The sequence below is a fragment of the Lysinibacillus sp. NPDC093210 genome, from assembly GCF_044753985.1.
Taxonomy (GTDB): Bacteria; Bacillota; Bacilli; order Bacillales_A; family Planococcaceae; genus Lysinibacillus.
This window is the reverse complement of sequence record NZ_JBIVOE010000005.1, coordinates 215,746-227,806: the sequence shown is the minus strand read 5'-3', so window position 1 is coordinate 227,806 and position 12,061 is coordinate 215,746. Positions and strand designations below refer to the sequence as shown.

At 33.9% G+C, this 12,061-nt stretch carries 14 protein-coding genes; 11 read left to right on the top strand and 3 right to left on the bottom strand.

Going from position 1 to position 12,061, the window contains the following annotated elements:
• Positions 1-2: 2 nt before the first annotated feature.
• The 3 genes from ACIP9C_RS14380 to ACIP9C_RS14370 are packed head-to-tail and all read right to left on the bottom strand — an operon-like array spanning position 3 to position 3,769.
• Positions 3-1,124 (bottom strand): Ger(x)C family spore germination protein, encoded by a 1,122-nt coding sequence (locus tag ACIP9C_RS14380; RefSeq protein ID WP_401011647.1) that lies wholly within the window; start codon positions 1,122-1,124, stop codon positions 3-5.
• The gene (locus ACIP9C_RS14375) at positions 1,111-2,232 is read right to left on the bottom strand and encodes a GerAB/ArcD/ProY family transporter (protein WP_401011645.1); all 1,122 of its coding nucleotides are present in this window, start codon (positions 2,230-2,232) and stop codon (positions 1,111-1,113) included. Before ACIP9C_RS14375 ends, ACIP9C_RS14380 begins: the two co-directional genes overlap by 14 nt.
• Before the next feature lie 16 nt (positions 2,233-2,248).
• The gene (locus tag ACIP9C_RS14370; protein WP_401011643.1) at positions 2,249-3,769 is read right to left on the bottom strand and encodes a spore germination protein; all 1,521 of its coding nucleotides are present in this window, start codon (positions 3,767-3,769) and stop codon (positions 2,249-2,251) included.
• A gap of 441 nt (positions 3,770-4,210) precedes the next feature.
• Between ACIP9C_RS14370 and ACIP9C_RS14365 the strand changes: the two genes are divergently transcribed.
• From ACIP9C_RS14365 to ACIP9C_RS14315, 11 genes are all read left to right on the top strand, one after another.
• The gene (locus ACIP9C_RS14365; protein WP_401011641.1) at positions 4,211-4,432 is read left to right on the top strand and encodes a transcriptional regulator; all 222 of its coding nucleotides are present in this window, start codon (positions 4,211-4,213) and stop codon (positions 4,430-4,432) included.
• On the top strand, positions 4,429-5,688 hold the full coding sequence (locus tag ACIP9C_RS14360; RefSeq protein WP_401011639.1) for a Y-family DNA polymerase: 1,260 nt from the start codon (positions 4,429-4,431) through the stop codon (positions 5,686-5,688). Before ACIP9C_RS14365 ends, ACIP9C_RS14360 begins: the two co-directional genes overlap by 4 nt.
• Before the next feature lie 11 nt (positions 5,689-5,699).
• Positions 5,700-6,041 carry a YolD-like family protein gene (locus ACIP9C_RS14355; RefSeq protein ID WP_401011637.1) on the top strand — a complete coding sequence of 114 codons (342 nt, stop codon included), beginning with the start codon at positions 5,700-5,702 and terminating at the stop codon, positions 6,039-6,041.
• The gene (locus ACIP9C_RS14350; RefSeq protein ID WP_401011635.1) at positions 6,034-6,381 is read left to right on the top strand and encodes a YhjD family protein; all 348 of its coding nucleotides are present in this window, start codon (positions 6,034-6,036) and stop codon (positions 6,379-6,381) included. The genes ACIP9C_RS14355 and ACIP9C_RS14350 overlap by 8 nt, the downstream gene beginning before the upstream one ends.
• A gap of 232 nt (positions 6,382-6,613) precedes the next feature.
• Positions 6,614-7,444, top strand: a complete 831-nt coding sequence (locus ACIP9C_RS14345) for a polysaccharide deacetylase family protein (RefSeq protein ID WP_401011633.1) — start codon at positions 6,614-6,616, stop codon at positions 7,442-7,444.
• A gap of 99 nt (positions 7,445-7,543) precedes the next feature.
• Positions 7,544-8,098 carry an RNA polymerase sigma factor gene (locus ACIP9C_RS14340; protein ID WP_401011631.1) on the top strand — a complete coding sequence of 185 codons (555 nt, stop codon included), beginning with the start codon at positions 7,544-7,546 and terminating at the stop codon, positions 8,096-8,098.
• A gap of 6 nt (positions 8,099-8,104) precedes the next feature.
• Entirely contained in the window at positions 8,105-8,998 is an 894-nt protein-coding gene (locus ACIP9C_RS14335; RefSeq protein WP_401011629.1) for a DUF3298 and DUF4163 domain-containing protein, read from the top strand.
• 237 nt (positions 8,999-9,235) lie between these two features.
• Positions 9,236-9,628: a hypothetical protein gene (locus tag ACIP9C_RS14330; protein ID WP_401011627.1), complete on the top strand. Its 393-nt coding sequence runs from the start codon at positions 9,236-9,238 to the stop codon at positions 9,626-9,628.
• 83 nt (positions 9,629-9,711) lie between these two features.
• On the top strand, positions 9,712-10,500 hold the full coding sequence (locus ACIP9C_RS14325) for a hypothetical protein (RefSeq protein WP_401011625.1): 789 nt from the start codon (positions 9,712-9,714) through the stop codon (positions 10,498-10,500).
• Positions 10,478-11,275, top strand: a complete 798-nt coding sequence (locus tag ACIP9C_RS14320; RefSeq protein WP_401011623.1) for a hypothetical protein — start codon at positions 10,478-10,480, stop codon at positions 11,273-11,275. The genes ACIP9C_RS14325 and ACIP9C_RS14320 overlap by 23 nt, the downstream gene beginning before the upstream one ends.
• Positions 11,275-12,060, top strand: a complete 786-nt coding sequence (locus ACIP9C_RS14315; protein WP_401011621.1) for a hypothetical protein — start codon at positions 11,275-11,277, stop codon at positions 12,058-12,060. Before ACIP9C_RS14320 ends, ACIP9C_RS14315 begins: the two co-directional genes overlap by 1 nt.
• Position 12,061 lies beyond the last annotated feature (1 nt).

The following is a 12,061-nucleotide window of genomic DNA, read 5'->3' as shown; positions in this document are numbered from 1 at the left end:
AATTATTCAAAAACACCATTCCTTACGATAACAAAGTCGACCTTCACATTCACTTTGATGTCTTTATACATCTCATGCCATTTTTCTTTTGTTAGATTCGAGTTTCGCACTGTGCTTCTATATTTCTCTCCAAAACCAAAGACATCTGACTGGACTTCCTGACTTTGTGCAATTACTCTAGATATTTCCTTTGATAATTTTTTACTAATGGCCTTTTCAAGTTCTGCTACCTGTTTAGGATTGCCTAGATTTATTTCTTTGTGTATTTCTAATACTCTTGCCTTCATTTTGATGTTTAGGTCAAACTCTGTTTTAGAAGCATTAACTAATTTAATGTCTCTTTTAGATTGAATGGCATCAAAGGCTACAGGGATTTTTTCAGCTTTTTTCAATAATGTTGGGGTCACATCATCTTCTTGTAATGTTGTTTCAAAAATCCCTACCTTAAATGTATCTCTGACAACCTTGATGTAAAAGCTATCTTTCGCCGAGAGTTTGCTGACCATTTTGCCTTCTTTAAATAGGGCTACTCCACTTAATTCAACAAGTTCTTTATCTCTTTTTAATATAGGCATAGCTATATCTTTACCGGTCGTATAATAATCGTGCGCAATCTCATGAAGTGTTGGGGATATCATATACTCTTGTTTAATGTTTTGTTCTAAAAGCTTATATATATGCTGACCAATATCATCAATATTTTTATATTCGTATTTAAGTAATGGTGCTGTTTCGCCTTCTACGACAGCCATATACAAACCATTGCTTACGCTCGCATTTTCAAGGTTTGTATTAATGTAATAATGAATATCATCTTTCGCCACTTCTTCGCCAAACAATATGACCCTCATTTGACCGACCATAATCTTTTTAGCTAGCTTTCGATTAGATTTCATCCGACTCCCTTTACTAGTGGTATCCTCTGTTGTAAGGACTTCTACCTTACTCTGAAATTCGGGATTCACTTCACGAATAACGGCAGTCGTGGCTATTTTCTCTTCCTTTCCTACATCGTAGCCAACTAAAGTCGTTAAGCCCACTTGATCTAGAATATTGGTCTCTGCACAGCCATATAAAAAAATAAATAATAAAAGAAGAATAATAATGTGTCTAAGCTTTTTCATTTTTATGCTCCTTCTTTGATATGAATTTTTTTTTAAGTATGGCGATGAAAAATAAGAAAATCGGATAAACAAAGATGATATAAAAAGCTACTTTTCCGAAATACGTATTAATCGTATTGATTTGGGTGCGCGTTTGAATGAGTAATGAGGCTGTGAAAATAAGGATAGAGAAAATCCATACAAATTTCGTATTGCTTATATTTACTAGGCGTAGGGCTCCACGATAAGTAGCCCATAAATAAAGACAAAGATTTGGTAAAATAATCAACATCCAAAAACAAACCGCCACAAATTCAAATCTCTCCATAAAAGGAAAGCTGATAAAACTAAATAATGTCAATGTTGCCCATATCGTTTTAAGTAGCTTTCCTTCACTGTAGTAAGTAATGGAAACCAACATCACAGCTAGGTATATGGTGGTTGTAGCAAATAAACCCATATGTGTATACTTGCTGACGTTTTTTTTGTCTTTTATGAAGGGATAAATAATATTAAGTATTTCAAAGCCAATAATTGTAAACGTCATTGATTGTGCACCTTTTAATATTGAACTAAAGTTTGTCTCTAAAATAGGGAGTAGACTATCTACTGTTGAAAACTTCATTGGAAATATTAACATAGGTAAAATCCATAAAGAGAGTACGATACTAAAAAAAGAAACACCAACAATCACTCGAAGTCCACCAGTGAAGGCATATATAATGATTATTAGTAAAGTAGCTGATAGAAACCATGTACCTATACTAGGAAAAATCCATGCTTGAATCACTTCGATATAATTACGTAAAACAGACAAGAATGCTACAAAACAATAAGCTATATAAATGGCATTCAAAAAATTGCCTATCCACTTGCCAAAGATATCTTGTTGAATCCCATATAAATCATTTGAACCGTATATTTCTAATGTTTTTATCATACAAAAAGCAACGATATGTGTGGCAATACCAGCCAATAGAACTGAAATCCATGCATCATGTCCCGCATCTTTATATATAATACGTTGAAATCCCTGTATACCGACTCCTATTTGAGCACCATGGATGACAAAAAAGAGCAAGTAAGCATTTATCATATCTTTAGGACTAAGTTGTATAGGATTTTTCATTCATTTCACCTTCATTTCAACTTTCTTCCGGTTTTACAGGTTCAGGGTCGAATTTTTCTGGGTCAGATGGCCTTGTTAGGGCAGGTCTTTTTGCCGTTAATGGCATAGGCATTCTAATAACACTATCCCGCATTTCTCTCATTCTAGGCGGATAAAGTGGAGACATATATGGTGCACCTAAACTAGATTGACGTAAAAGGTGAATTAAAATAAAGCAAAAGGCCAGCATTATACCATAAAAACCCCAAAATCCTGCAAGTATAATAATTGGGAACCGAATAAGCCGAATAGCATTACCCATCATATAACTTGGTGAAGTGAACGATGCCAAGGCGCTTAATGCAATAATAATAAGTAATATATTGCTTGTAATACCTGCCTGTACGGCTGCCGTTCCAATTACGATACCACCCACAATACCGATTGTTTGTCCGATTTTTGTTGGTAATCGTGCCCCAGCTTCTCTTAGTAATTCAATAATAAACTCAAGAAGTAATGCTTCAAATATTGGTGGGAAAGGGACTAAAGCTCTGGACTCACTTAATGGAACTAAGAAAGCTTGAGGAATTACCTCATAATGAAAAGTTAACGCTGCAACGTAGATTGGTGTTAAATAAACAGATATAAAGAATGCAGTAAGGCGCAATATCCGAACAAAGGTAGCAATTTGCCATCTTAAGTTTTGATCTTCCTGACTCTGAAAAAATTCAGTAAAAGATTGAGGACAAACGATGGCCATTGAACTACCATCCACGATAATGCCTAGTTTTCCATCTAATAGACAATTGCAAAATCTGTCGGGCCTTTCAGTCAACAACATTTGAGGAAAGACGGACATTGAGTTATCGTCAATCATTTCAGCTAGAACCGCACTATCGAGTAACGCATCTATATTAAGATCTTTAATTCTTTGATGTAACGTATTCACCATTTGCTCGGAGGCAATACCATTCATATAGATAAGCGTGATGGAAGTATTTGTACGTTGTCCAACTTTTATTTTTTCAATACATAGATCAGGGTTGACTATGTAGCGACGAACTAAGGAAATATTCGTAGCAAGGCTCTCATTAAATCCAACCTGTGTTCCAATCACTTGTGATTCATTTTCAGGTGCCGACAATGACCGTGATTCTCGGCTTGCAATATTTGCTACTATTAGTTGTGCGAACTCATCTACATGGATAACAACAGACCCATTTACCATTGCTTCTATTGCTTCCTCTAGGAGACTGGTTACATTGACTTCAGGGATTGAGAGGTTATCCTTTATGCTTTCTGGTGTTTCATTTGTTTTGTTTTGTAAATTAGCTATAATATCATTGTTTAATGTCTGTTTATCCACTAAATTATCAATATAAATAAGGGTAATGTTAAGTGGAAGAGATTTTATAATTAAATCAGATGGATTATTCGTAGCGTCTTTTATTGACTGAATAAAACAATCTGTTGATTGGGCAATTCTCTCGGAATTTTCTTTAGGTATATGCACTTCTACAGGAGTTTTCTTTTTCCAGAAAGGTAGTTTAAATTTCATATTGAATTGTAGGCTCCTCACATTTCTTGCTTAGTTTTTAGAATAGACTTTAATAGGATGTTCTATACTTATTTCAATAATTTTCAATCATCCTATTATTAAGTAGGGGAGCACTTGAGATTAATTAGTATTGTGTGAATCCACATAACAAACATCTGAAAATGAGATTTTAGATACCGTTTAGTCATTTTACGCATGTCTACTATATATGGATAATCCAGGGACTTATTTGAGTAACTGGTCTTTTTTTGTTTCCAAAAATTTAATCTTGCCAAGATACAAACATTTGTTCTATCATGTATACAAACAAGTGTTCTTACGTAAGATAGGTAAAGGGGAAAATTATTGTGCCAATACTAATTAGGTAACCTGAAGCGAACAAAAATGGTTGCTATTGGATACAAAAATTTTTGAATGACTGGCACTGAGGAGGAAACTAAGATGAGAGAGCAACTGATTAAAGCTATGCACCGCAATCAACTAGTGAACATGATGTATATAGCGAAAGATGGTTCCGTGACAAAAAGGCGTATAAAAGTCATTAAAATTGTTGGCGATTCATTTCAAGCATTTTGTTTTACAAGACATGCAAGGCGTACTTTTTTAATCAGCAATGTTCTAGCCATTATTCCTATTGTTAGTAAGGGACGTGAAGTTGTATGAATTATGAGGGTATGCCAAATAAACCTATTATGTGTATCGATATGAAATGTTTTTATGCCAGCTGCGTAGCAATGTTACATGGGCTAGATATTCTTGAAACTCCAGTTGCAGTAGTAGCCAACTTTGACCAACCAGGCAGCGTAGTACTTGCCGCATCACCATTGATGAAAGAGAAATTTAAAATCAAAACTGGAAGTAGACGCTATGAGATACCAAAGCATCCTGATATTAGATTGTTTGAGCCAAAAATGAGCTTCTTTATTCAAATGTCGATGACGATTACAAAATTGCTTTCTAATTACGTACCGGTTGATGCTATACATGTGTATAGTGTGGACGAAAGCTTTGTTGATTTAACTGGTACTGAAAAACTTTGGGGCTCGCCTGAAGAAACAGCTAAGGAAATACAAAAAGCTATTCTTGATCAATTTAATGTACCTAGTGCAGTCGGAATGGGACCAAACATGTTAATAGCTAAATTAGCTTTAGACCTCGATGCCAAGAAAACTGGTTTTGCTAAATGGACGTATGAGGATATTCCAAAGAAACTATGGCCTGTACGACCTCTATCGGAAATGTGGGGCATAGGAAAACGAATGGAAGCAAATCTAAATGCTATGGGAATACAAACAGTTGGTGGTTTGGCTCATACAGATTTAGAAGAATTAGAAAAGCGCTTTGGTGTAATGGGCAATCAGCTCTATTACCATGCATGGGGAATAGATTTGTCCAAATTAGGAGAGCCGTTAATAACAAACGGCGCTTTAAGTTTTGGGAAGGGTCAAATGCTGATGAGGGATTATCACACACGAAAAGATATTTCGGTAGTGCTCCTAGAAATGTGCGAAGACGTAATGAAACGAACACGTGATGCAGGGTTTGTTGGCCGTACAATCAGCTTAGGTCTTTCATATAGTCATAATGCCATGACCAAAGGGTTTCATCGGTCTAAAACAATTGTAGTGCCAACAAGTGAAACGCTTGTGATGTATAAAACTTGTATTGAATTACTGGATGAACATTTTGCTGGAGAGCCAGCACGACAATTATCAGTCAGAATATCCAACCTAGAGAAAGAACATAGCATTCAATTGGATTTATTTGACGAACGTAAACCACAACGTCAAATCATTGGTCCTACAATGGATGCAATACGCAATAGGTTTGGAGCTACCTCAATATTAAGAGCAGTTTCTTATACAAAAGCTGGTACAGCTATTAAACGAGATCGCTTAGTTGGTGGTCATTTGGCATAGGAGTGATTGGAATGATAAAGGATAGAGGGAATATTAAATGGGCATCGATGATGTTACCAGAACATTTGGAGCTGCTTAGAGCGTGTAAACAAATAGAATATGTAGAGCCACCAAGAGAGCTAACGGATTGGGAGCTAGAAGAATTACAACAAACAATAAATCAAGCCTATAATCAGCAAATAAATATTAAGTTAGAAGTATGGATGGACAGTAAAACTACGCAATGGATTGGATTAATAAAATCGATTAATTTCAATACCAATGAACTTATACTGGAAACACTTATAAAAACTAAACGCATTCCTTTACAACATGTACAATCAGCACAATTGGAAGCTGATTATTATGATTAAAGCTGATGAGAGACAGTTATTACACAAATATTTGTTGCTGGAGTTAGCTGTGAAGTCATTGCAAATCGATTATAAAAAAACAGAACAATTTAAAATGAAAATAGTCTTTCTACCTTTAATGGATTCATTGCTTAAGGAACTACGTCAAGAATATTTCAGCCTCAAACGTCAGCTTGCACACCATCGCATACGAGTAGTAGGATGGCAGCCTGTAGATGAATACTTTAGTGATGTGCAAGTCGCGACGGCAGGTAATGATGTAGTGCTCCGTTACGCTAATCAGGCCCTTAAATCGCAAGTGGAAAAGTTGTTGATTAACCATATAAGCAATAACAAATGACAGGTACTCATTAGAGACCTGTTTTTTATAATAAAGAAGCCATTTAATTAGTAGCATTAACGGAATGGTACTATTTTTAATGTGTTATTTATAGATTGGCTGGGTAGAAAAATACTAAAGCGCAATTGCTACAAAAAAATTATATTTTTTTAAAATTAATTGAAACTTTTTCAACTCTCTTATTCTCTTCTATTTTATAAAGATTAATTTAAGAAAAGAAAGGTGTATTGGAATGAAAGGAAGGAAAAGAATTAGATGGGCTAGAATTGTGGCGGTTATTGTGTTCTTTACTATAATGCTAGGAACTAGTTATTACTTATTAGGTGGAAAAATCGAGGAGCATGGACAAGCTGAAAATTTTGTAAGTAATGAGGCAAGTTTTGTAGAAACCGAAGTAATAGCAGAAGAAATTGAACCTAATGTGGAAGTAATAGAAGAAGAAGAATCAATTGCATTAAATCCAGATGGAAAATACATAGCCCTTACATTTGATGATGGGCCGAGCTCAAAAGTAACACCACGGGTATTACAAACTTTAAAGCAGCATGACGCAAAAGCAACTTTCTTTATGTTGGGGAACAGAGTTGAAATGTATCCAAATATTGCGGCACAAGTAGCTGCTGAGGGTCATGAAATAGCAAATCACACTTTTAGTCATCCAAATTTAAAGAAATTGACGCAAAAAGAAATGATAGAAGAAATAGATAAAACAAACAATATTATTGAAATGGCAACAGGTATAACATCAACTTTATTTCGTCCTCCATATGGGGTATACAATCAAGATATTTTAAACTATACAACGTCAAATAATTATACTACCATTCTATGGTCTGTTGATTCACTAGATTGGAAAAGTCGTAATCCAACAACGATAAAAAAAGAAATTTTAAGTAATGTCACAAATAGATCTGTCGTATTAATGCATGATATTCATACAGCAACAGCAGAGGCTTTACCAGAGTTATTAATGTCACTAAAAAAAGAAGGATATGAATTTGTAACAGTATCGGAACTTTTAACGCTAAAAGAAGAAAAAGTCGATCCCTATTTTGGCAATTGATTGTGCCAGGAAACGAAACTAATCAATTAAAACATTCAAGATGTTTGTTCAATCATTCGTAGATTGCATTCCCTCGTATCATTAAAGGGAGGTGAGTCTTTGGATACGCAAGTAGTCGAAGAAAAATTTAACGAAATTTATGATAAAACTTATCATCAATGTTTAATATATGTCATTAGTAAATGCAATCATACGAGTGTTATTCCTGATATTATTCAAGAAACATATTTAGCGCTTTATCAAATACTAAAGGAAAAGGGACTCGATTACATTAAAAATCCAGAGGCCTATGTAATACGAATCGCTAAATCTAAAATCTACAACCATTATTCTTTAAAGGAAAAAGTAAAAAGTATCATACCGTTGTTTGATATAAATAAAGAAGATAAAGAATATAATCAGGCGGATATAAATAGTGAGCTATACGAAAATGAAATAGAGATTACATTAGAAAATAAAGAAGTGCTAGCGGATATTTGGCGCTTTTTGCAAACAAAACCACAAAAAGTGCAAAAGGTATTTTACCTATTTTATTATGCTGAACTATCAATTCCTGAAATTGCTCAATTACTGCATTTAAATCAATCCACGATAAAAAATCATATTTACCGCACCACTCACGAAATACGAAAAAAGTTTGGGAAGGACGGTTGAAGCTAAATGAAGGAGCATGAACGAAAAGTATTAAAACGTATTATTGAAGAAAACTTAGCAAATAAGGAAATGATACGAAAAAAAGTACTATCGATGGCAGAAAATAAAATAGGACCGAAGAAGAGAGTAACAATTATGAAAATGAAATCTATTGTAATTCCTTTAACGGCATGTCTTATATTTATGTTCTTTGTAAACTTAAGCCCTACATTTGCACTGGCGGTGTCAAAGGTTCCTGTACTAGGGGCTGTAGCTAAAGTGATTACAATTGATGAATATATAGAAAAGACGGATTATATTGATGCGCATATTAAAATTCCGCAATTCACTGATATAGGTAATCCATCAATAGAAAATCAAATCAATACGATGATTAAGGAAAAAATGGAGAGCCTTGCGGAGAAGGCAAAGCAAGACTCAGCGGAATTTAAGAAAAACTTCCTTGGGGAAGGGGAGGATGCCGAGGATATTGACTATACGCCTAGCGCATACAAATTTAATTACGAAGTGAAAAGTTCAAATGAACAGACTTTGTCATTTATCATTAATGAAACAGAAACAACGAACGGACTAACGTTTGTCACGAAATATTTTTATAATATTGACCTGAAAACAGGAAAAGAACTAACACTCGTTGATATACTTGGTCCAGATTACGAGAAAAAAGTAGATCCAGAGATTGAACGTCAAGTGAAAGAACGTGCGAAAGATGATGCAAATCTATTATGGTATTATGAGCAATACTATGCTTCTAAAGGAGCTGGCGGAATAGATGAGTATACATCTAAAAACTTCTATATCAATGAACAAGGGAACCCTGTCATCTTTTTCTACGAATATTACATTGCCCCACCATATGCAGGGCCGCAAGAATTTGAGATAAAACGCAAAGAATATTGAAACATATAGAGGAAGACTAGCTACTTATAAATAAAAAGTAGCTGGTCTTTTTGTATAACACGAAACAGTATAAAATGGAAAGAATAGTAACTTTATATCATTTGTTAATAAAATGTTAATTAAATATAGCGATTTTAACAAAAAATACTTTACTAAATAAACTGAATAATAGTAAAATTATAATAATTGAATGACCGAAAATAGTGAGAAACACATTACAATCCCAAGGAGAGCAAAATGAAGAAATCTAAACTTTTTGCTAGTATTGTAGCTGTTAGTTTGTTGACTATAGGGTTTGGTTCATTTGCAAATGCGTCCCCAACTTATCACGAATATTCAGGGAAAGTTCAAGTAATAAGTGATTTAGAAACTAATGATGCCGTTAAAGAAAATACGGGCAGTGCTTACAATTTAGTGTCGTATATACAGAGGGGCAAATTAGTGTCATGGGTAGAAAAGGGGACTAGAAATGTAACAACAAAAGAAATGTACTCAGAACGTAAGACTGTTCCAATGGATTATTTAGGAAATGCGAGTTCATTAGTAGGAGAAAAGGTTTATTTAAATATATCTACTTCAATAGGAACATTTGAATCAGTTGATACAGCAGGAACGTGGACACCTAATTAATCTAATAAAATATAAGATACTCAATTTTTGGTCATTCAATCAATTGATTGGAAATGGTGAAAGTTGAGGTGTTTGAGATGATTATGTATATTAGGCAAGAGTTTAAAAGAGCGTTGTTATCCAAAATGGGACTTATCACAATGGTATCCTCTATTTTACTAGTGTTTATTGGTATGCTGGAAGCATTAATATGGATTAATAGCGGGGTGATTTCGATTGTATACGCCTTTTTACAAGGCTATAACGCTGGTACTGCATCCTATATTGTCATTACATTTCCAATTATCGCATGCATGCCGTTCGTGAATTCCTATCGAACAGATATACAAACAGGATTCCATCATTATATACAATACCGTATGAAAAAAAGCCGCTATATGACAATTCGTTTAGCTGTCAATGCACTTGCCGGAGGGATAGCTGTTGCAATTGGCCCTATTATTGCTTTTACGTTTTTAATGGTTTTAAAACTTCTATTAAATGTACCAATGCTAAGACCCAGAGATCAATTAGAACCAGTACGTTTTTTTCAAAGTATGGGTGTAAGTTCACCAATTCTCATGATGATGATAATGATTGGAATTATGTTTTGTTGTGGGATGATCTTTGCAACACTAGGGTTAGGAATATCTGCGGTAATTCAAAATAAATATATTGCGTTATTCATACCGTTTATTTATTTAATTGTTTCAGTGACAGTATTGGCGAAAATTCACCCCGCATTAAATGCGATGGCATTGTTTGATGTGGATGTCATCGACAGATATAAAATTGGACAAACTTTTCTATATGGCGTAGTGCTTATTATAGTAGGGATGACACTATTTTTTATAGGAGGGGCAGCAAAGGTTGAAGAGCGATTTAAAGAGTAAAATACAGTTAAAGCTCCATGTATCTAAAAAGAGTATTATTTTCGTTTATATTGTGTTGATGTTATATTTCTATAATTTATTACTATCAACAAAATTAGTCGAAGGCAATATCTTTGATTTATTACTTCATCTCACAGAGTTTCATCCTCTTTTTTATGTTATCATGCCTGCATTTACATTGATGCTAATTTCATACTTATCAATAGGGAATGTGCAAAACTATTTGCTATTTCGTTTTTCTACAAAACGGCATTGGTATCATGCAAACCTTTTACGAGTAGCAAAGTCAGCTACATATTTCTGTCTAATGCTTGTTGCCATAATGGTACTTGAAGCTGTATTTATCTTAGATTTTAAGAATCAATGGAGTAATTATAGTGTTCAATACTATAAACATCATACTGAGCTATTAAGAAATAGCACACCTATTTTCTTAACTACGTTGTCAGTCATTCTGTTATGGTTGTTTTTAATATTTTTTGGACTGCTTTTTTACATAAGCTATGTATTTACAGGAAGGATATTATTAGCTTGTTTAGTCGTTCTTTTAGTCAACATGTTGAATATAGGTGTGTTTTTATCAAAAATAACGGCGATATCTGCCTATTTATTTTATGACCATATCAATATTTTTCAATATACTAGCACAATGTCTGAAATAGGAGAAGTTCCCTATATAATTCTACAGTATTGGATTGTGTTAATTTTAATACTATATTTCATTGGATTTTACATTATCAATAAAAAGGATATGTATATTGGAGAGAGAAAATAATGCTGAATAAATTGGTTTCCTACTATTTACGTTCTTTCTTTAACCTTACGTATATTCTATGTATCGTTGGCGTTTTTGTACTGAATGGTATTCTTGTTCATGCCTCATATGGCGATCTCATTCCAAATGGCTATGCAAATCAGATTGTATTTATGTTCTATATGCCTTTAAATATCCAATTCGACTTATTACGTTGGTTATTGATTTTTATACCTATCCTCCTATTTCTTAGTTCGTTTATTTTACGTGAGATGCGTGATCATCCAACATACCTCATTCTAAGAATGAAAAGTTACCGTCATTGCTTTCACAGTATGTTTATTGCCATTTGCATTAGTTTAGTTGGAACACTTGGAATAGGTTATGGGGTTACGGCAATAGTTGTTTTCTTATTAAATAATCAAATAGGGAATCAAAGTGACATAGGCTTATCTTTGTTCCTAAACACGAATGGATGGCAACTACTGTTAAATCATTTTACGCTATTTATCTTGACGTTATTGTTATTACTTATTGTCCACACTATTTTTTCGTTTATTATCCATAATGCTGTCTTCGCAATGTTCACCGTTATTATTAGTATGATTTCATCGGCTACTATCGGTTATTTGTTTCCATCCTTACTAAAGTTTTTACCGTTAACGTATTTCTTGCTCGGTTTGAGAGATATGCAGGAGGTAACCTTTACTTGGTCTAATAGTATAATCCTGCTATGTATCATTTTGTCCTATTGTGTGCTTTCTATGCTTTTTATTAATTTACGAGAAAAAATAGTTGGTGTTTGAC